Genomic DNA, 18,771 nt, shown 5'->3' with positions numbered 1-18,771 from the left:
CAAAGGTTGAAATCCCCTCACCCACCCCCATATCCGTTTCCATCAGGGCATTTTCGCCCCGCTGCGTGGAGACTCTCCCCTTGACCACCATCGTTTCAGTCCGCCGTCATGGCAAAGTCGTCATGGGCGGCGACGGCCAGGTTTCCCTCGGCAATACCGTGATGAAAGGCAACGCCAAGAAAGTCCGGCGCCTGTACCACGGTCAGGTCATCGCCGGCTTTGCCGGTGCCACCGCCGACGCCTTCACCCTCTTCGAACGTTTCGAAGGTCAACTCGAGAAACACCAGGGCCATCTGGTCCGTGCCGCCGTGGAGCTGGCCAAGGAGTGGCGTACCGACCGCTCGCTGAGCCGCCTGGAAGCAATGCTGGCCGTGGCCAACAAGGATGCGTCCTTGATCATCACCGGCAACGGTGACGTCGTCGAACCCGAAGACGGGCTGATCGCCATGGGCTCCGGCGGCGCCTTCGCGCAAGCCGCTGCCAGCGCACTGCTGAAGAAGACCGAGCTGGGCGCCCGTGAAATCGTCGAGACCGCCCTGGGCATCGCTGGCGACATCTGCGTGTTCACCAATCACAACATGACCATCGAGGAGCAGGATCTCGCCCAGTGATCAGTCGCCGCGCCCACCTGGGATGATCTTCATAGAAGACCACGCGCACTGAACCTTCGAGTCCGGAACACACCATGTCCATGACCCCCCGCGAAATCGTCCACGAACTCAATCGCCATATCATTGGCCAGGACGATGCCAAACGCGCCGTCGCCATTGCCCTGCGCAACCGCTGGCGGCGCATGCAGCTGCCCGAAGAGCTGCGCATCGAAGTGACGCCCAAGAACATCCTGATGATCGGCCCGACCGGCGTCGGCAAAACTGAAATCGCCCGTCGCCTGGCCAAGCTCGCCAATGCGCCGTTCATCAAGGTCGAAGCGACCAAGTTTACTGAAGTCGGCTACGTGGGCCGCGATGTCGAATCGATCATCCGCGACTTGGCCGATGCGGCCATCAAGCTGCTGCGTGAGCAGGAAATGGTCAAGGTCCGCCATCGTGCCGAAGACGCAGCCGAAGAGCGTATTCTCGACGCGCTGTTGCCTGCTGCCCGTGCAGGCTTCAACGAAGAGCCGGTGAGCAACGATTCGAACACCCGCCAGCTGTTCCGCAAGCGCTTGCGCGAAGGCCAGCTGGACGAAAAGGAAATCGAGATCGAAGTGGCCGAGCAGATGGGCGGCGTGGACATCTCTGCCCCTCCCGGCATGGAAGAAATGACCAATCAGCTGCAGAGCCTGTTCGCCAACATGGGCAAGGGCAAGAAGAAAAGCCGCAAGCTCAAGGTCAAGGACGCGCTGAAAATGGTCCGCGACGAAGAGGCCGGTCGTCTGGTCAATGAAGAAGAGCTCAAGGCCAAGGCGCTGGAAGCGGTCGAGCAGCACGGTATTGTCTTCATCGATGAAATCGACAAGGTGGCCAAGCGCGGCAACGTGGGTGGCGCCGACGTGTCCCGTGAAGGCGTGCAGCGCGACCTGCTGCCGTTGATCGAAGGCTGCACGGTCAACACCAAGCTGGGCATGGTCAAGACCGACCACATCCTGTTCATCGCTTCGGGCGCCTTCCACCTGAGCAAGCCGAGCGATCTGGTGCCCGAGCTGCAGGGTCGCCTGCCGATTCGCGTCGAACTCAAGGCATTGAGCCCGCAGGATTTCGAGCGCATCCTGAGCGAGCCCCATGCGTCGCTGACCGAACAGTATCGCGAGTTGCTGAAGACCGAAGGCTTGAACATCGAGTTCGTGCCCGAAGGCATCAAGCGCCTGGCCGAGATCGCCTGGCAGGTCAACGAAAAGACCGAGAACATCGGTGCCCGTCGCCTGCACACGCTGCTGGAGCGGTTGCTGGAGGAAGTCTCGTTCAGCGCCGGTGACATGGCTGCCGCGCACAGCGAAGCGCCGATCCAGATCGATGCCGAGTATGTGAACAGCCATCTGGGCGAGCTGGCGCAGAACGAAGACCTGTCGCGCTACATTCTGTAATACGGCCTGTCATGCGCGGAGCGGCCTTCACAGCCGCTCCGCGCTCTGACTGACACGCTGCTCCCCGCGCCTGCGAGAGTCGACCATGAGCAAAATCCCGAGTGCCATCAACCTGCACAAGGCCTCCAAGACCCTGAGCCTGACGTATGGCCCCGACGAGGTGTTCCACCTGCCCGCCGAGTTCCTGCGCGTGCACTCGCCGTCCGCCGAGGTCCAGGGCCACGGCAAGCCGATTCTGCAGGTAGGTAAACTGGGGGTCGGCCTGACCAAGGTGGAACCGGCTGGCCAGTACGCCCTGAAGCTGACTTTCGACGACGGCCATGACAGCGGCCTGTTCACCTGGGACTACCTGTACCAGTTGGCGCTGCGCCAGGAGCAGCTCTGGGCCGACTACCTGGAACAGTTGCGCGCCGCCGGCAAATCCCGCGACCCCGCCGAATCCGTGGTGAGGTTGATGCTCTAGGCCGCCAGGGCCTTGTCCAACGCCTTTTCGATCTCGCTCTGGATCGTACCGCTCATCATCGCCAGCATCATGCCCAGCTTCAGGTCGATTCGAATCGCTTCGTCGTCGATCTGCACGGTCCCCTGCGCGCCGCTGCGCTTGACCGCCACCGTATCGCCCTGCCAGGTGGCCTGCACGTCATAGCGGTCGATCAGCTTCTGCACCACCACTTCAGCCTTCTGCCGAGCCGCATCGCGGCCCAGATTGTGTTTGCGTTCGACGTTGATCTGGGTCATCGGGGACTCCGGGTAATGGGTTCAATGGCGCACAGTTTAACGCGGATGCCCTGGCAATCCATCGCGCCAAGACAAAGCGCCCTTGTGCGGCTTAGAATGGTGCGTAATTTTTCCTGGTGACAGCGATATGAATGATCAGCGCAAAGGCGGCGATGCCGAACCCACCACTCACTTCGGCTACAAGCACGTACCGGAAAGCCAGAAAGCCGAAAAGGTCGCCGAGGTGTTCCACTCGGTAGCGGCCAAGTACGACTTGATGAACGACGTGCTGTCCGGCGGCATGCACCGGTTGTGGAAGCGCTTCACCATCGAACTGTCCGGCGTGCGCGTGGGTAACCGGGTGCTGGACATCGCTGGCGGTACGGGCGATCTGGCACGCAAGTTCTCCGATCTGGTCGGGCCGACCGGTCAGGTCGTACTGGCCGACATCAATGCCTCCATGCTCAAGGTCGGTCGCGACCGGCTGCTCGACCGTGGCGTGGCCGGCAATATCGAGTTCGTCCAGGCCGACGCCGAAAAGCTGCCGTTCCCCGACAATCACTTCGATTGCGTGACCATCGCCTTCGGTCTGCGCAACGTCACGCACAAGGAAGCGGCCATCGCCTCCATGCTGCGTGTGCTCAAGCCGGGCGGTCGCCTGCTGGTGCTGGAGTTCTCCAAGCCCACCAACAAGCTGATGTCCAAGGTCTACGACGCCTATTCGTTCGCGTTCATGCCGCTGGCCGGCAAACTGATCACCAACGATTCGGAAAGCTACCGCTACCTCGCCGAGTCGATCCGCATGCACCCCGATCAGGAAACCCTCAAGGCCATGATGGTGCAGGCCGGTTTCGACCGCGTCACCTACCACAACATGACCAGCGGCATCGTCGCGCTGCACCGCGGGATCAAGCCCTGATGTTGCTCGGCGGCCTGATCGCCAGTGTCGAACACGGCCTCAACCGTGTGCTGCGTCTGGACGCCACGGCGCTGCCGCGCCTGGCGCACCTGCATGGCAAGGTGATTGCCATCCAGGGCCGCCAGCCTTCCTTTACGCTCTACGTCCTGCCCAGCGCCAATGGCCTGATGCTGGCCCAGCAATGGGCCACGCCGGCCGACTGCACCTTGCGGGCGCCGGCCGCCAGTCTCGTGCAGTTGGCGCTGCGCAAGGACAAGACCGCCGTGCTGCACAGCCCCCAGGTCGATCTGGACGGCGACAGCGCTGCCCTGCTCGAGCTGGTGAAGGTGCTGCAGGACCTTGAACTGGACTGGGAATACGAAGTCTCACGCTGGCTTGGCCCGGTGCCGACCTCGTTGCTGGCCGGGCACCTGCGCAGCCGCACGGGCTGGACCCGTGAAGGTCTGGCCACGGCGACCCAGAATTTGGGCGAATACCTGGCCGAGGAAGCGCGTACTCTGGTAGGCGAGCAGGAAGCCCAGGCCCGTTTCAATGAGCTGGATGCTTTGAAAGTCGATGTCGAACGCCTCGAGGCGCGTATTGAGCGCCTCGCCCGATCCCACAACTCCAGCGATAACGCATGAAGCTGCTTGCCGTCCGCCGTCTGTTGCGCATCCAGCGCGTCGTGATCCGCTACCGCCTCGATGACCTGATGTTCGCGCTGCCACTGCCGTGGTGGCTGAAGATCACCCGTTTCGCCATGCCCTGGCGCTGGCTGCCGCGCAGCCGCCAGGAGCTCAACCGCGGTGCGCGCCTGCGCCTGGCGTTGCAGGACCTGGGGCCGATCTTCATCAAGTTCGGGCAGATCCTCTCCACCCGCCGCGACCTGCTGCCCGAAGACATCGCCGATGAGCTGATGCTGCTGCAGGACCGCGTACCGCCGTTCGATCCCAAGCAGGCCATGGCCCTGATCGAGCAGCAGTTGGGGGCGAAGATCACCGACGTGTTCAGTCGCTTCGACGTCGAGCCGCTGGCTTCGGCTTCGGTGGCCCAGGTGCACGCCGCGCGGCTCAAGACCGGCGAAGAGGTGGTGGTCAAGGTCATCCGCCCAGGGCTCAGATCGGTCATCGGCCAGGATCTGGCCTGGCTGTTCCTGCTGGCCCGCCAGGCCGAGCGACTGTCGGCCGACGCCCGCCTGCTGCACCCGGTGGACGTGGTCGCCGACTACGAGCGGACTATCTACGACGAGCTCGACCTGCTGCGCGAGGCGGCCAACTCCAGCCAGCTACGACGCAACTTCGAAGATTCGGATCTGCTCTACGTGCCCCAGGTGTACTGGGACTGGTGCCGGCCCAAGGTGCTGGTGATGGAGCGCATCTACGGCGTGCAGGTCACCGACATGGCCGCCCTGGCCGACCAGCGCACCGACATGAAGCTGCTGGCCGAGCGCGGTGTCGAGATTTTCTTCACCCAGGTCTTTCGCGACAGCTTCTTCCACGCCGACATGCACCCGGGCAACATCTTCGTCAGTACCGTGGCGCCTTGGAGCCCACGCTACATCGCCATCGACTGCGGCATCGTCGGCAGCCTGACCCCCGAAGACCAGGATTACCTGGCGCGCAATCTGTTCGCCTTCTTCAAGCGCGACTACCGCCGCGTCGCCCAATTGCACATCGATTCGGGTTGGGTGCCGGCAGAAACCAAGCTCAACGAATTCGAAGCGGCCATCCGTACCGTGTGCGAGCCGATCTTCGAGAAGCCGCTCAAGGACATTTCCTTCGGCCAGGTGTTGATGCGTCTGTTCCAGACCGCGCGGCGCTTCAACATGGAAGTGCAGCCGCAACTGGTGCTGTTGCAGAAGACCTTGCTCAATATCGAAGGCCTGGGCCGCCAGCTGTACCCGGACCTGGACCTGTGGAGCACCGCCCAGCCGTTCCTCGAACGCTGGATGCGCGAGCGGGTCAGTCCGAAATCTTTGTTTCAGAATGTTCAATCGCAGGTCGAGCAATTGCCGCATCTGGCCAACATGACCCGCGATCTACTCGAACGGATGTCTCAGCCTCATCGCAAGGATCCACCACCGCCCTGGGAGCAACGCCATGATCGGTGGGCCCTGCGGCTGCTCGGCGGTGCCTTGTTGGTGGGCGGGACAGTGACCGCCGTCTCCGGCATTGCCCTGGACAGTGTGCAGGCTTGGCCGGCCTGGTTGATGCTGGCATCGGGCTTGTACCTGGTCGTGCGCCGATAGCCAGTGGCGCCATCGGCTGGCACACTAGCCCTCTCTGTTGTCGGAGTCGCACATGAAAGACTGGCTGGACGAGATCAAATGGGACCGCGACGGCCTGGTGCCGGCGATTGCCCAGGATCACAAGACCGGGCGCATCCTCATGATGGCCTGGATGAACCGCGAAGCACTGGCGCTGACCGCCGCCGAAAACCGGGCCATCTATTGGTCACGCTCGCGTGGCAAGCTGTGGCGCAAGGGCGAGGAGTCCGGACACGTGCAGAAGCTGCATGAACTGCGCCTGGACTGTGACGCCGACGTGGTCGTGCTCAGCGTCGAACAGATCGGCGACATCGCCTGCCACACCGGCCGCCAAAGCTGCTTCTATCGGGTCTTCGAGGACGGCCAATGGACCGTCGTCGATCCGGTTCTGAAGGACCCCGACGCCATCTATCACACAGGCCATGGCCATGAATGACACCCTGGACCGCGTTGCCGCGGTACTCGAAGAACGCAAGGGCGCCAGCGCCGACAGTTCCTATGTCGCCAGCCTGTACGCCAAGGGTTTGAACAAGATTCTGGAAAAGCTGGGCGAAGAATCGGTCGAGACCATCATTGCCGCCAAGGACGCCGCGCACAGCGGCGACTGCAGCGATGTCATCTACGAAACCGCCGATCTGTGGTTCCATAGCCTGGTCATGCTTGCACAACTCGGCCAACACCCACAGGCTGTACTCGATGAACTGGACCGCCGCTTCGGTCTGTCCGGTCACGATGAAAAAGCCGCCCGCCTGCCGTCAGCCTGAAATGTCTTTTTGGAGGAGTTGAATCATGGGTCTGTTTGATTGGAAACACTGGATCGTCATCCTGATCGTCGTGGTATTGGTCTTCGGCACCAAGAAACTCAAGAACCTGGGCACCGACGTGGGCGAGTCGATCAAAGGCTTTCGCAAGGCCATGAACGACGATGACAAACCGGCTGCCGAACAGCCCACCCAGCCGGTGCACCCGCAGGCCAGCTCGCCGCTGACCCCGCCGCACACCCTCGACGGCCAGCATCAGAAAGTCGAAGAATCCATCAGGAAAGACTGATCAATGTTCGGTATCAGCTTCAGTGAACTCATGCTCGTGGGCCTCATCGCCCTGTTGGTGCTGGGCCCTGAACGGCTGCCCGGTGCCGCGCGAACCGCAGGGCTGTGGATCGGGCGTCTGAAGCGCAGCTTCAATGCGATCAAGACCGAAGTCGAACGCGAGATAGGCGCCGACGAGATTCGTCGTCAATTGCACAACGAGCACGTGCTGTCGCTGGAGGAGCAGGCGCGCAAGATCCTCGACCCGCAGCGTCCTGCGCGGCCGAGCGAGCCTCCTGCGCCACTGGCCGATCCCATCGCGCCCGGAGCTCAGGCACAGCCGGTGCTGGACCGCGATGCGGTGAGCGCCGCCGTCACCCCGACCAGCGTGGCCACTGCCGCGCAACAGGCCGACGTGCTCGAGCGCGATACCAGCAGCGCCGCAGCGGTCGCGATACCCGTCACCTCCAATGAACCTACACAGCCACCGCGAGCCCCATGAGCGAAATTCCGGAAAATGACCAGCCGATGCCGCTGGTCTCGCACCTGACCGAACTGCGCACGCGGCTGCTGCGCTGTGTTGCCGTGATCTTTCTGGTCTTCGCCGGGCTGTTTTCGTTTGCCCAACAGATCTACACCCTGGTATCGGCGCCGCTGCGCGAATACCTGCCGGCTGGCGCAACGATGATCGCCACCGACGTGGCCTCGCCGTTCCTCACCCCGTTCAAGCTGACCATGATGGTCTCGCTGTTCCTGGCCGTGCCGATCATCCTGCATCAGGTCTGGGGCTTCATCGCGCCGGGCTTGTACAAGCATGAAAAGCGTATCGCCATACCGTTGCTGGTATCGAGCATCTTTCTGTTCTATGCCGGAATGGCCTTCGCTTATTTCCTGGTCTTTCCGCTGGTCTTCAAGTTCTTCGCCAGTGCCACGCCCGTGGGCGTGACCATGGCCACCGACATCGCCAGCTACCTGGATTTCGTCATGACGCTGTTCTTCGCCTTCGGCGTGGCGTTCGAGATTCCCGTAGCAGTGGTGCTGCTGGTGTGGATCGGCGTGGTCGACGTGAAGTACCTGCGCAAGATTCGTCCCTATGTGATCATCGGTTGCTTCGTGGTCGGCATGATCCTGACCCCACCGGACATCTTCTCGCAGACGCTGTTGGCAGTGCCGATGTGGCTGCTGTTCGAGATCGGCATCCTGTTCGGCGCCCTGATCCGCAAGCGGGGTGACGAACCCGCCCAGGAAGACGATCGCAACGACCAGCCGCCCGCGACCCGGGCATGAACCTGCTGCTGCTCGAAACGGCCGATTTCATCGCGCCGGACAAGGTGGTGTTGCGTGACCGCCGCTTTACCCATATGCAGGCCGTGCACCGCGTGGAGCTGGGCGACAGCCTGCGGGTGGGCAAGCTCGACGGCCTGATGGGCCGTGCCGAAGTGGTCCGCCTCGAGGGTCACGAAGCCGAGCTGGACGTGGTGCTCGACCAGGCACCACCGGCCAAGCTGCCGCTCACCCTGATCCTCGCGCTGCCCCGGCCGAAGATGCTTCGTCGGGTATTCCAGACCATTGCCACCATGGGGGTCGCCAAGGTGGTGCTGGTGAACAGTTACCGGGTCGAGAAGAGCTTCTGGCAGACCCCGTTTCTGGAGCCCGCCGCCATTCGCGAACAGCTTGTACTGGGTCTGGAACAGGCCCGCGACACGCAGCTTCCGGAAGTGGTGATCGAAAAGCGCTTCAAACCCTTCGTCGAAGATCGCCTGCCGGCCCTGTGCGCTGGCACCCTGGGCCTGGTCGGGCATCCCGGCGACTATCCGCCCTGCCCGCGCCAGCTCGTCGAGCCGGTCACGCTGGCTATCGGCCCGGAAGGCGGCTGGATTCCCTACGAGATCGATCTGCTCAAGGAGGCGGGCCTGCAGCCTGTCCAGCTGGGCGAACGCATCCTGCGGGTTGAAACTGCCGTGGCGGTACTGCTGGCCCGGCTGTTCTGAAGCAGCCATGGCTCGGAGCAACAGCGCCGGCCGCATTTAGTTACATGCCACTATCGAGTTTCTTCCATTCACGCCGATGCCCTTGAACTGCCGACAATCACGCCGTCGGCCTGAAAGGGAGCTTCAATCATGTCGAACACCTTTGCCCGTTACCTGGGCAATCTGAGCGTCAACCTGAAACTGGGGATCGGTTTCGGGCTGGTGCTGCTGCTTACGCTGCTGATCGCCGCCACCGGCTGGTTTGGCTTGTCCCGCTTGATCGAGCGGGCCGACAAGATCACCAGCATTTCCATACTCGATGACCGCATGCGCGACCTGCGCATCGCCGCTCAATCGTTCGAATTGCAGAAAGGCAGTTCCGGTGCCGACACCGTCAATCGCCTGCTCGATGACCTCGATGCCAACCTGGTGATCGCACAGCACACCCTCGTGATGTCCGAAGACATTGCGCTGGTCGAGCAGGAGATAGCCGCCACGCAAGCCTATCGCCAGGCGTTCGCCGCGTCGCTGCTGTCGATCCAGGGTCGCGAGGCCGCGCGCAGCCAATTGGGCAGCACCGCCGACCGCGCCGTCGCCGAAGTCAATCAGGTTCAGGCAGCCCTGCTCGGCCAAGGCGACCTGTCGGCTTTCAGCACGCTGGTGGAAACCAGTCGGCTGATTCAGCAAGCTCGCTTCCAGGTGCGTGGCTACACCTACAGCGCCAAGGACGACGCGCGCCAGCCGGCCCTGACGGCCATCGACCAGGCGATCGCCTCGGTCGCCGCTGCACAGGCCAGCGTATCCAGTGAACTCATCGGGCGCCTGCAGCAGGCTGGGGAAGCCTTGAGCGCCTACCGCGCTGCGGTGGCGCAATTCAGCGAGAATCAGCAGGCCACTCTTCAGAGCATCGACAAGATGACGACGTTGGGGACCTCGCTGCTCGATCTGAGCGACCGACTCGGCGATTCGCAGACCGCCAAGCGCGATGCCGATACGGCCCGCGCCAAAGCGTGGCTGGCCACAGCGGCAGCGTTGGCGACCCTGCTCGGCATTGCCGCGGCATGGGCCATTACCGCGCAGATCGTCGGCCCCTTGCGTCAGACCCTGGTCAGCGTCGAACGGGTTGCGTCCGGTGATCTGAGGCAGTCGCCCGCCATTACCCGGCGTGATGAACTGGGCCAGGTGCAGCTGGCCTTGCAGCGCATGACCTTGAACCTGCGTGAACTGGTGGGCGGCATCAGCGAAGGCGTGACGCAATTGGCCAGCGCGGCCGAGGAGTTGTCTGCGGTCACCGAGCAGACCAGTGCCGGGGTCAATGCGCAGAAGGTCGAAACCGATCAGGTCGCCACCGCCATGAATGAGATGGCCGCTACCGTGCAGGAAGTCGCGCGCAATGCCGAAGAAGCGTCCGAGGCCGCTGTGGCTGCCGATCAGCAGGCACGCGAAGGCGATCGGGTGGTCAGCCAGGCGGTGGGCCAGATCGAACGTCTGGCGGCCGAAGTGCTGCATTCAAGCGAAGCCATGAACCAGTTGAAGCAGGAAAGCAGCAAGATCGGCGGTGTGCTCGATGTGATCACCTCCGTGGCCCAGCAGACCAACCTGCTGGCCCTCAACGCGGCGATCGAGGCGGCCCGCGCCGGCGAGGCCGGTCGTGGATTCGCCGTGGTGGCCGATGAAGTACGCAGCCTGGCCCAACGTACCCAGCAATCGACCGAAGAGATCCAGGCGCTGATCGCGTCCCTGCAAACCGGGACTCATCAGGTGTCGAGCGCGTTGGACAGCAGCCGGGAAATGACCGACAGCAGCGTGCAACTGGCTCGCCGTGCCGGCCAGTCGTTAAGCGACATCACCCGCACGGTGTCGGCGATCCAGGCCATGAATCAGCAGATCGCCGCAGCGGCGGAGCAGCAGAGCGTGGTGGCCGACGAGATCAACCGCAGCGTGCTCAATGTGCGCGAGGTTTCCGAGCAGACGTCGGCGGCGAGCGAGGAGACCGCAGCGTCGAGCATCGAGCTGGCGCGGCTGGGGACACACCTGCAGGGGTTGGTGGGGCAGTTCAAGGTTTGAGGTTGGGTGGTGGGCTTGCGGGCCTCTTCGCGGGCAGAGACCCGCTCCCACAAGATCGCCGCAGATTCTTGTGGGAGCGGATCTCTGTCCGCGAAGAGGCCAACCCAGCCAGTCAGCCAGGCAACAAACCCACAACTCTCGCCGTACTCCTGTGGGAGCGGGTCTTTGCCCGCGAAGAGGCCAACACAGCCAATCAGCCAGGCAACAGACCCACAACTCTCGCCGTACTCCTGTGGGAGCGGGTCTCTGCCCGCGAAGAGGCCAACAGCCAGTCAGCCAGGCAACAAACCCACAACTCTCGCCGTACTCCTGTGGGAGCGGGTCTCTGCCCGCGAAGAGGCCAACACAGCCAGGCAGCCAGGCAGCCAGGCAACAGACCCACAACTCTCGCCGTACTCCTGTGGGAGCGGGTCTCTGCCCGCGAAGAGGCCAACAGCCAGTCAGCAGGCAACAGACCCACAAATCCCGCCGTACTCCTGTGGGAGCGGGGCGGCGGCGAGCCCTCTGCCAGCGAAGAGGCCCTACGGTCACCCAAGCAGCAGAACTACAACACCTGCCGCAAGAACGCCTGTGCCCTGGGGTCCTTGGGTGCATCGAAGAACTCGGCCGGAGGCGCGTCTTCCAGCAAGCGGCCGTGGTCGAAGAACAGCACCCGGTCCGCCACTTCCCGAGCGAAACCCATCTCATGGGTAACGCACACCATGGTCATGCCTTCCTCGGCCAGGGTCTTCATCACTTCCAGCACTTCACCGACCATCTCTGGGTCGAGCGCCGAAGTCGGCTCGTCGAACAGCATCACCTTGGGGTCCATGCACAACGCGCGGGCAATGGCCACGCGCTGCTGCTGGCCGCCGGACAGCCGTGACGGAAACGCATCGGCCTTCTCGCCGATGCCGACCTTGACCAGCAACGCACGGGCCTTGGCCTCGCGCTCGGCCTTGCCGCGCTTGCGCACCACCTTCTGCGCCAGGCAGAGGTTTTCCAGCACGGTCATGTGCGGAAACAGGTTGAAGTGCTGGAACACCATGCCGACTTCGCGCCGATAGGCGTTGATATTGGTCTTGGGATCATCGAGACGCAGGCCGTCGATGCTCACCGACCCCTGATCGAACGCCTCCAGGCCATTCAGACAGCGCAAGAACGTGGACTTGCCCGAACCCGAAGGACCCAGGACCACCAGCACCTCGCCCTTGGCCACCTGAGTGCTGACCTGATCCACCGCACGTACCACCTGACCGCGGGTATTGAACACCTTCAACAGGTCGCGTACTTCAATCACTTTGCGCAAGCCTCCGCTCGAGCCGGCTGGCGAAATACGACAGCGGCAGGTTGATGACCAGGTACAGGGCTGCCACGCAGAACCAGATCTCGAACGTCGAGAACGACGTGGTGATGGCCTCGCGACCACTCTTGGTCAGCTCGGTGATGGCGATCACCGAAACCAGCGACGTGTCCTTGACCAGGCTGATGAACTGCCCTGCCAACGGTGGCAATACACGCTTGAACGCCTGGGGCAGGATCACGTAACGCATCGATTGGCCGGCATCCAGGCCCAGCGAACGGGCGGCCTCGCCCTGCCCCTTGGCGATGGACTGTACGCCCGAGCGCACGATCTCGGCGACGTAGGCGCCAGTGAACAGCGCCAGTGCCGCAACACCGGCGAACTCGCGCGAGAGGTTGAGCACGGTACCGATGAAGAAGTAGAAGATGAAGATCTGCACCAGCAGCGGCGTGCCGCGCACCAGCTCCACATACACGGTGGAAAGATGGCGCAGGGTGGGGTTGCTCGACAGCCGGCACAGACCGGTGATCAAACCCAGCAGCAGCCCGACCACACCCGACACCAGCGACAGCCACAGGGTGGTCCACAAGCCCCAGGCGATCGGTCCGGCCGTCCAGTGCCGGGTTACGCCGATCTGGTCGCCTTCGGACACGTCATCGCCCTCCTGCAGCACGACACTGCTGGCGTCCACCCGCAACACCTGCTCGCCGCCGTCCTCGTCGCGCAGGGTCACTTGCGCCTGCCCACCCTGCCGAGTGATCCGTTCGACGCTGCCGTAACCTTCGGCGCGCTGCGGCTGTTCGGCCTGGTAGACGAAGTATTGCGGCACACGATTCCAGTGCCACTCGTAGGAGATGCGCGAGGTCGCGGCGTACAAGCTGAAAGCCAGGCCGATGAGCACCAGCGCGGTCAGCCCGTGCCAGGGCCATTGGGCTTTGTGGTGTTTGATCACAGGGGGTTCAATCCGCTAGAAGACCGACGCGCGGACAAAACCCGCGCGTCAGGGAGAGTCTGGCCAGAGGCGCAGTCACTGCATTTCGTTGAGCCAGTTCTTGTTCACGAACCACTTCTTGTGGATACGATCGTAGCTGCCGTCTTCACGGGCCTGGCGCAGGAAGTTGTTGATGAAGTTGAGGCTGTCGTAGTCGCCCTTCTTCAAACCGAACGCCAGCGGTTCGTAGGTGAAGGGCTCGTCGAGGTAGACCAGCTTGCCGTTGCCGACCTTATCCACCGCCACCACGTTGTAGGGCGAATCGTAGATGAATGCGTCGGCCTTGCCGTTGACCACATCGAGTACCGCTTCTGGCTCGTTGTCGTAGCCATGGTATTGCGCCTTGGCGATCAGCTTGCGCGCCACGAACTCACCGGTGGTGCCTACTTTGGAAGTGATGCGGTAGTCCTCCGAGTTCAAGTCCTTGTAGGTCTTGATCTTCTCGGCCAATTCCTTGCGAATCAGCAGGGTCTGGCCGACGACGATGAACGGATCGCTGAAGTTGATGCGCAGGTTACGTTCCTGGGTCAGGGTCAGGCCGCTGCCGATCATGTCGAACTTGTCGGTCATCAGGGCGGGAATGATGCCGTCCAGGCTGGTCGAAACCAGTTCCAGCTTGACGCCCATGGACTTGGCCATGGCCTTGAGCAGATCGACTTCGAAACCGATGATTTCGCCACGCTTGTTGGTCATCTCGAACGGCATGTAGGTGGGGTCCATGCCCACGCGCAATGTGCCGCGCTTGACCGCTTCATCGATAGCGCCCGCGTGCGCCGAACCCACGGCCGCCATGGCCATGACGCCGAGCAGCAGCATCGACAGATACTTGTTCATCACCAATTCCCCTAGCCAACTTCGGGCACGACCCGGCCTGGGCGCACCATTTCGGGGTGCGATCCTAACTCAAACGGGGGGCTGGACAAAGTTTGGTACTGAAATTAGTGCCGGATGGCACTGGTGAGGGGCATGGCAGGAATATCGAGGTGCCTCATTCGCGGGCAGAGCCCGCTCCCACAAGTAGCAAAAGCACTTCTGTGGGAGCGGGCTCTGCCCGCGAATGAGGTCGACACGGTCAGGCGTTCTGCAAGCCTGCCGCCGGAGCGGTGTCCAGCGTTGGCACAGTCGGCGACTGCCGTTCCGCCTGCTTTGACTGACGCCAGGCATCCAGCCAGGCCGTGTTCTGATCGGCCCAGACATGCTCATGCAGACGCGAGATCGCCACCGGATCGCTGAGCAGCGACATGCGCGTGTTGTTATCGAGCTTCTGCGGACCACCTTGCAAAGCCTGATGGACCCACTGCGCACGCATGCTCTCGATCGGTGCGGCCTTGCCGTGTCGTGCCGTACCCAAACCATAGGCCAGGGCGTTCTGGCGCGGATCGACAACCGCACGTACGAAACCATCCTTGAGCGCGTTGTCGCGGTTTTCCTGGGTGTAGCGATCGGTGGAAACCAGTTCTTGCGGCGTATCGTACTCCTCGGGGATCAGGAACAGCTTCTCCTCTCGAGCCTGCACACCCAGATTGGTCCGGCTGGAAATCACCGATACCGGAATCGACAGCATCAGCGAACCCACGATCGGCGTCAGCCACCACAGGAAGCTGGGGTTCAACCAGATCACCAAGGCAGCCCAGGCCGCACCCAGCAGGGTTTGCGAGCCGTGACGCTTGATCGCTTCGCTCCATGGAGTGGAGTCGTCGTCGCGTTGCGGCGAGTTCCAGGTAGCCGCCCAGCCCAGGAACGCGGCCAGCACGAAACGGGTGTGGAACAGCATGCGCACCGGCGCCAGCAGCATGGAGAACAGCATCTCCAGCAGCATCGACAGGGTGACCTTGAAGCGACCGCCGTATTCCTTCGCACCCTTGGCCCAGATCAGGATGATGCTCAGCAGCTTGGGCAGGAACAGCAGCACGATGGTGGTGGAGAACAGCGCCACCGCCTTGTCGGGGTGCCATTGCGGCCACAATGGGTACAGCTGTCGTGGCGCCAGGAAGTAGGTCGGCTCCATCAGCGTGTTCACCGCCAGCAGGGCCGTGGACAACACCAGGAAGAAGAACCACAACGGTGCCGACAGGTACGACATCACGCCGGTCAGGAACACCGCCCGGTGAACCGGGTGCATGCCCTTGACCAGGAACAGGCGGAAGTTCATCAGGTTGCCGTGGCACCAGCGGCGATCGCGCTTGAGCTCGTCGAGCAGGTTGGGCGGCAACTCTTCGTAGCTGCCTGGCAGGTCGTAGGCAATCCACACGCCCCAGCCGGCACGGCGCATCAGGGCCGCCTCGACGAAGTCATGAGAGAGGATCGCACCGGCGAACGCACCCTTGCCCGGCAGCGGCGCCAGGGCGCAGTGCTCGATGAAGGGCTTCATGCGAATGATCGCGTTGTGGCCCCAGTAGTGCGATTCGCCCAACTGCCAGAAGTGCAGACCGGCCGTGAACAGCGGACCGTACACGCGCGTGGCGAACTGCTGCATGCGTGCATACAGAGTGTCCATGCCCGACGCCTTCGGCGCAGTCTGGATGATGCCGGCGTCCGGCGTCGCTTCCATCAAGCGCACCAGGCTGGTCAGGCATTCGCCGCTCATCACGCTGTCCGCGTCGAGTACGACCATGTAGCGGTATTCGCTGCCCCAGCGACGGCAGAAGTCGTCGAGGTTGCCGCTCTTGCGCTTGACCCGACGACGACGGCGACGATAGAAGATGTGGCCGAAACCACCGGCTTCGCGGCACACCTGCAACCACGCCTGTTGCTCGGCAACGGCGATGTCGGGGTCATTGGTGTCGCTGAGCACGAAGAAATCGAAGCGATCCAGATCGCCGGTCGCCTTCACCGATTCGAACGTGGCGCGCAGACCGGCGAAGACGCGCGTCACGTCTTCGTTGCAGATCGGCATCACCAGCGCGGTACGCGCCCCGGCTTCGATCGGCTCATTGCCCGCGCTGGCACCTGAAATACGGTACTTGTCGCGACCGGTGAGCAGTTCGAGGAAGCCCATCAACGCCGTCCAGAACCCCGCCGATACCCAGCAGAAAAGGATACCGAAGAGGATCAGGATGCTGGTCTGCAGGAAGTACGGCAGGACCTGGGTGGCTGTCTGCATGATTGGCTGACGAACCACTTCGTCGAGGTCGACCATGCCCCAGCCCTGGTACGGCATGATGCCTTTCATGTACCAACCGGCGACGATGGTCTGGCCGAGCATCAGCACCAGCAGGATGTAGCGACGCATCGAGCCGACCCAGCGCCAGCGCGCTTTCGGCAGCTCGCGCTTGTCGCTGGTGGGCTCGGGCTTGCTGGCCTTGCCGGTCAGCTTGCGCCATGCCCGAACCAGGACGTTGGTGCGCCACGGCTCGGGAACCACCAGCGTGCGGTGGATCGGTGGCGTGGCCTTGAGCTGCAGGCGGCCGCTGGCGTCGACGCCGAACATCTCGGCCTCTTCCAGTTCGGCAGCCGAATCCAGCCGCAGGCGCTGTTCGACCGAGTTCTGTGCGCCGAGCACGGCATCGTGCGCCGGGCGCCCGGACAGGCGCTCGTGCAGTTCGGTGAAGGACGTGCAGTCGGCAAGTTCTGCGCGCTGTGCGTCCCCCAAGGGCAATTGAGCCAGGTATTCGCCAAGCGATTCTGGCCGAGCTGGAGAATTAGTCATCGGCGGGCAACTGGTAGCTCCAGGTTTCAGTCAGGACCTGTTCGGTCTTGACCGGTTCGGTAGGTGTGACAGGAGCGGTTTCGGCAGCGGCTTCCGGCGCGGTCGCTGCAGGGGCCTGGGCCACTTCGGCCGGCTTGTCGGTCTTGCCGTGCACCTTGTCATGCTTGTGCGCAGCCTTGTCTTCGACCGGTTCGGCAGCCTTGGCGGGCTCTACCGGCAGATCCTTGACCAGCGCCGCACGCATTTCCACGGCCTTGTTCGGATCCTTGACCTTGACCCGCAGGGTCAGGCGCCAGCCTTTGGTTTCCGGATTGTAACGGACGTTGTTCTCGACCAGCTCGGCGTTGTCATCGACGCTGACCTGGCTGCGAACGGCGGCGTCTTCAGGCAGAGCGGCCAGCACCGGACCTTGATAGTCGATCAGGAAGGCGATGCTGCCATCGGCCTGACGAATCAGGTTGGACTGCTTCACGTCGCCAGTCGAGCGCAGAGTCTGGTCGACCCAGGCAATGTCGGGCGAATGGAACTCGTCTTCGTCCATGGTCCAGTGCAGGCGGTAGTTATGCTCCAGCGCCACGCCCGGCTCCGGGATCTTCTCCGGGTTCCAGAACGCCACGATGTTGTCGTTGGTTTCGTCCGCGGTAGGGATTTCCACCAGGTCGACGGTGCCCTTGCCCCAATCACCCTTCGGCTCGATCCAGGCGCTTGGGCGCTTGTCGTAGCGGTCGTCGAGATCTTCGTAGCGGGAGAACTCGCGGCCACGCTGCAGCAGGCCGAAGCCCTTGGGGTTCTCGACGGTAAAGCTGCTCACGGCCAGGTGCTTGGGATTGTTCAGCGGGCGCCACAGCCACTCACCGTTGCCGGCATGGATGGACAGGCCGGTGGAGTCATGCAGCTCGTGGCGATAATTCTGCACACGGGACGGCTGGTTCGAACCGAACAGGAACATGCTGGTCAGCGGCGCGATACCCAGGCGGCTGACGCGGTCACGCAGGAACACCCGCGACTCGACGTCGACGGTGGTGTCCTTGCCCGGACGCAGGGTCAACTTGTAGGCGCCGGTGGAACGTGGCGAATCGAGCAGGGCAAAGATCACCAGCTGCTTGTCGCCTTCGTTCGGACGTTCTACCCAGAATTCGCGGAATCGCGGGAACTCTTCACCCGACGGCAGTGCCGTATCCAGGGCCAGGCCGCGGGCAGAGAGGCCATAGACCTGACCCTTGCCGATGACGCGGAAGTAGCTCGCGCCCAGCATGGTCATGATCTCGTCCTGCTTGTCCGCCTTGTTGATCGGGAACAGCACACGGAAACCGGCGTAGCCCAGCTGCTCGGTGGACTTGGGATCAAACTGCAGGTCGCCGAAATCGAAACGCGCAGGGTCGTACTTGATTTCATTGACAGCAGTGGCGGTGACTTCGTTGATCTTCACCGGCGTGTCGAAATGCATGCCCTGGTGATAGAACGACAGCTTGAACGGGGTCTTGGCATCGGCCCATTCTGCGTTCTCGTTGCGGAAACGGATTTTCTGGTAGTCCGCGAACTTCATGTCGCGAAACTCTTTGGGCAAGTTGCTGCGCGGGGTTTCGAATTTCTGACCGGCAAGCTCCTTGGCGCGTCCGGCAACATCGTCCAGGCTGAAGGCCCAGAGTTGGCTGGCGCTGAACAGGCAGAACAGTGCAGACCCGGCCAGCATCGCTTTGCGCAACCGAGTGCGGGGTGTTCTTGAAGCATTTAAAGGACTAACAATCACGAGCAACCCTCGCCGAAAACATATCGAAAAACCAACGGCCAGCAATCTTGCGCCGGGTTGGCGAGCACTGTTCCGACTCCAAAAGGGCTTAATGATTCCCCAAGCGGAGCCAGACGCGCTTCAAACTGGA

The 18,771-nt window shown here is 62.8% G+C and carries 19 protein-coding genes and 1 pseudogene; 14 read left to right on the top strand and 6 right to left on the bottom strand.

Going from position 1 to position 18,771, the window contains the following annotated elements; genetic code table 11:
* The first annotated feature begins 80 nt into the window (after positions 1–80).
* The 3 genes from hslV (at position 81) to BLV18_RS01350 (ending at position 2,486) form a co-directional block, all read left to right on the top strand.
* Complete coding sequence (hslV, locus tag BLV18_RS01360; RefSeq protein WP_049861759.1) at positions 81–611, top strand: ATP-dependent protease subunit HslV; 531 nt, start codon at positions 81–83, stop codon at positions 609–611.
* A gap of 74 nt (positions 612–685) precedes the next feature.
* Positions 686–2,023 (top strand): ATP-dependent protease ATPase subunit HslU, encoded by a 1,338-nt coding sequence (hslU, locus tag BLV18_RS01355; protein WP_090355676.1) that lies wholly within the window; start codon positions 686–688, stop codon positions 2,021–2,023.
* 85 nt (positions 2,024–2,108) lie between these two features.
* Positions 2,109–2,486: a gamma-butyrobetaine hydroxylase family protein gene (locus BLV18_RS01350; protein ID WP_049861758.1), complete on the top strand. Its 378-nt coding sequence runs from the start codon at positions 2,109–2,111 to the stop codon at positions 2,484–2,486.
* Here the strand turns inward: BLV18_RS01350 and BLV18_RS01345 are convergent.
* The gene (locus BLV18_RS01345; protein ID WP_043191383.1) at positions 2,483–2,761 is read right to left on the bottom strand and encodes a polyhydroxyalkanoic acid system family protein; all 279 of its coding nucleotides are present in this window, start codon (positions 2,759–2,761) and stop codon (positions 2,483–2,485) included. The two genes, BLV18_RS01350 and BLV18_RS01345, sit on opposite strands and share 4 nt — an antisense overlap.
* Positions 2,762–2,888: 127 nt before the next feature.
* On the opposite strand from BLV18_RS01345, the gene ubiE reads away from it, so the two are divergent.
* From ubiE to BLV18_RS22660, 11 genes and pseudogenes are all read left to right on the top strand, one after another.
* Complete coding sequence (gene ubiE, locus BLV18_RS01340) at positions 2,889–3,659, top strand: bifunctional demethylmenaquinone methyltransferase/2-methoxy-6-polyprenyl-1,4-benzoquinol methylase UbiE (protein ID WP_043191385.1); 771 nt, start codon at positions 2,889–2,891, stop codon at positions 3,657–3,659.
* The gene (locus BLV18_RS01335; RefSeq protein ID WP_090355674.1) at positions 3,659–4,282 is read left to right on the top strand and encodes a ubiquinone biosynthesis accessory factor UbiJ; all 624 of its coding nucleotides are present in this window, start codon (positions 3,659–3,661) and stop codon (positions 4,280–4,282) included. Before ubiE ends, BLV18_RS01335 begins: the two co-directional genes overlap by 1 nt.
* A complete protein-coding gene (gene ubiB / locus BLV18_RS01330) occupies positions 4,279–5,886 on the top strand; it encodes a ubiquinone biosynthesis regulatory protein kinase UbiB (protein WP_049861756.1) in 1,608 nt (535 codons plus the stop codon). The genes BLV18_RS01335 and ubiB overlap by 4 nt, the downstream gene beginning before the upstream one ends.
* A 52-nt stretch (positions 5,887–5,938) precedes the next feature.
* On the top strand, positions 5,939–6,340 hold the full coding sequence (gene hisI / locus BLV18_RS01325; protein WP_056844435.1) for a phosphoribosyl-AMP cyclohydrolase: 402 nt from the start codon (positions 5,939–5,941) through the stop codon (positions 6,338–6,340).
* The gene (locus tag BLV18_RS01320; protein WP_049861754.1) at positions 6,333–6,668 is read left to right on the top strand and encodes a phosphoribosyl-ATP diphosphatase; all 336 of its coding nucleotides are present in this window, start codon (positions 6,333–6,335) and stop codon (positions 6,666–6,668) included. Before hisI ends, BLV18_RS01320 begins: the two co-directional genes overlap by 8 nt.
* 25 nt (positions 6,669–6,693) lie before the next feature.
* The gene (locus tag BLV18_RS01315; RefSeq protein ID WP_090355671.1) at positions 6,694–6,954 is read left to right on the top strand and encodes a twin-arginine translocase TatA/TatE family subunit; all 261 of its coding nucleotides are present in this window, start codon (positions 6,694–6,696) and stop codon (positions 6,952–6,954) included.
* A gap of 3 nt (positions 6,955–6,957) precedes the next feature.
* Positions 6,958–7,434: a Sec-independent protein translocase protein TatB gene (tatB, locus tag BLV18_RS01310; protein ID WP_090355667.1), complete on the top strand. Its 477-nt coding sequence runs from the start codon at positions 6,958–6,960 to the stop codon at positions 7,432–7,434.
* Entirely contained in the window at positions 7,431–8,219 is a 789-nt protein-coding gene (tatC, locus tag BLV18_RS01305; protein ID WP_090355664.1) for a twin-arginine translocase subunit TatC, read from the top strand. The genes tatB and tatC overlap by 4 nt, the downstream gene beginning before the upstream one ends.
* Positions 8,216–8,923, top strand: coding sequence for a 16S rRNA (uracil(1498)-N(3))-methyltransferase (locus BLV18_RS01300; RefSeq protein ID WP_056844438.1), 708 nt, complete (start codon positions 8,216–8,218; stop codon positions 8,921–8,923). Before tatC ends, BLV18_RS01300 begins: the two co-directional genes overlap by 4 nt.
* 129 nt (positions 8,924–9,052) lie before the next feature.
* Positions 9,053–10,114 (top strand): annotated as a pseudogene (locus BLV18_RS22665) (methyl-accepting chemotaxis protein); the annotation flags it as partial.
* A complete protein-coding gene (locus tag BLV18_RS22660) occupies positions 10,106–10,969 on the top strand; it encodes a methyl-accepting chemotaxis protein (RefSeq protein WP_376787049.1) in 864 nt (287 codons plus the stop codon). The pseudogene BLV18_RS22665 and the gene BLV18_RS22660, both read left to right, overlap by 9 nt.
* Positions 10,970–11,513: 544 nt before the next feature.
* Here the strand turns inward: BLV18_RS22660 and BLV18_RS01290 are convergent.
* The 5 genes from BLV18_RS01290 to BLV18_RS01270 form a co-directional block, all read right to left on the bottom strand.
* On the bottom strand, positions 11,514–12,248 hold the full coding sequence (locus tag BLV18_RS01290) for an amino acid ABC transporter ATP-binding protein (RefSeq protein WP_090355660.1): 735 nt from the start codon (positions 12,246–12,248) through the stop codon (positions 11,514–11,516).
* Positions 12,241–13,203, bottom strand: coding sequence for an amino acid ABC transporter permease (locus tag BLV18_RS01285; RefSeq protein ID WP_090355658.1), 963 nt, complete (start codon positions 13,201–13,203; stop codon positions 12,241–12,243). The genes BLV18_RS01290 and BLV18_RS01285 overlap by 8 nt, the downstream gene beginning before the upstream one ends.
* Positions 13,204–13,278: 75 nt before the next feature.
* Complete coding sequence (locus BLV18_RS01280) at positions 13,279–14,076, bottom strand: transporter substrate-binding domain-containing protein (RefSeq protein WP_049861738.1); 798 nt, start codon at positions 14,074–14,076, stop codon at positions 13,279–13,281.
* A 238-nt stretch (positions 14,077–14,314) separates the two neighbouring features.
* Complete coding sequence (gene mdoH / locus BLV18_RS01275; protein ID WP_090355655.1) at positions 14,315–16,891, bottom strand: glucans biosynthesis glucosyltransferase MdoH; 2,577 nt, start codon at positions 16,889–16,891, stop codon at positions 14,315–14,317.
* The gene (locus BLV18_RS01270) at positions 16,884–18,641 is read right to left on the bottom strand and encodes a glucan biosynthesis protein G (RefSeq protein WP_090361926.1); all 1,758 of its coding nucleotides are present in this window, start codon (positions 18,639–18,641) and stop codon (positions 16,884–16,886) included. The genes mdoH and BLV18_RS01270 overlap by 8 nt, the downstream gene beginning before the upstream one ends.
* Positions 18,642–18,771 lie beyond the last annotated feature (130 nt).

The organism is Pseudomonas coleopterorum (assembly GCF_900105555.1).
Lineage (GTDB): Bacteria > Pseudomonadota > Gammaproteobacteria > Pseudomonadales > Pseudomonadaceae > Aquipseudomonas > Aquipseudomonas coleopterorum.
The sequence above is the reverse complement of the archived record's forward strand: the minus strand, read 5'-3'. Positions and strand labels throughout refer to the sequence as shown.

Excerpts from the sequence above, each read along its gene's own strand:
- mdoH (WP_090355655.1), bottom strand. The coding sequence starts at position 16,891 with ATGACTAATTCTCCAGCTCGGCCAGAATCGCTTGGCGAATACCTGGCT.
- tatB (WP_090355667.1), top strand. The coding sequence starts at position 6,958 with ATGTTCGGTATCAGCTTCAGTGAACTCATGCTCGTGGGCCTCATCGCC.
- BLV18_RS01345 (WP_043191383.1), bottom strand. The coding sequence starts at position 2,761 with ATGACCCAGATCAACGTCGAACGCAAACACAATCTGGGCCGCGATGCG.
- ubiE (WP_043191385.1), top strand. The coding sequence starts at position 2,889 with ATGAATGATCAGCGCAAAGGCGGCGATGCCGAACCCACCACTCACTTC.
- BLV18_RS01300 (WP_056844438.1), top strand. The coding sequence starts at position 8,216 with ATGAACCTGCTGCTGCTCGAAACGGCCGATTTCATCGCGCCGGACAAG.
- tatC (WP_090355664.1), top strand. The coding sequence starts at position 7,431 with ATGAGCGAAATTCCGGAAAATGACCAGCCGATGCCGCTGGTCTCGCAC.
- hslU (WP_090355676.1), top strand. The coding sequence starts at position 686 with ATGTCCATGACCCCCCGCGAAATCGTCCACGAACTCAATCGCCATATC.
- BLV18_RS22660 (WP_376787049.1), top strand. The coding sequence starts at position 10,106 with ATGACCTTGAACCTGCGTGAACTGGTGGGCGGCATCAGCGAAGGCGTG.
- BLV18_RS01315 (WP_090355671.1), top strand. The coding sequence starts at position 6,694 with ATGGGTCTGTTTGATTGGAAACACTGGATCGTCATCCTGATCGTCGTG.
- BLV18_RS01350 (WP_049861758.1), top strand. The coding sequence starts at position 2,109 with ATGAGCAAAATCCCGAGTGCCATCAACCTGCACAAGGCCTCCAAGACC.
- BLV18_RS01335 (WP_090355674.1), top strand. The coding sequence starts at position 3,659 with ATGTTGCTCGGCGGCCTGATCGCCAGTGTCGAACACGGCCTCAACCGT.
- hisI (WP_056844435.1), top strand. The coding sequence starts at position 5,939 with ATGAAAGACTGGCTGGACGAGATCAAATGGGACCGCGACGGCCTGGTG.
- ubiB (WP_049861756.1), top strand. The coding sequence starts at position 4,279 with ATGAAGCTGCTTGCCGTCCGCCGTCTGTTGCGCATCCAGCGCGTCGTG.
- BLV18_RS01320 (WP_049861754.1), top strand. The coding sequence starts at position 6,333 with ATGAATGACACCCTGGACCGCGTTGCCGCGGTACTCGAAGAACGCAAG.
- BLV18_RS01280 (WP_049861738.1), bottom strand. The coding sequence starts at position 14,076 with ATGAACAAGTATCTGTCGATGCTGCTGCTCGGCGTCATGGCCATGGCG.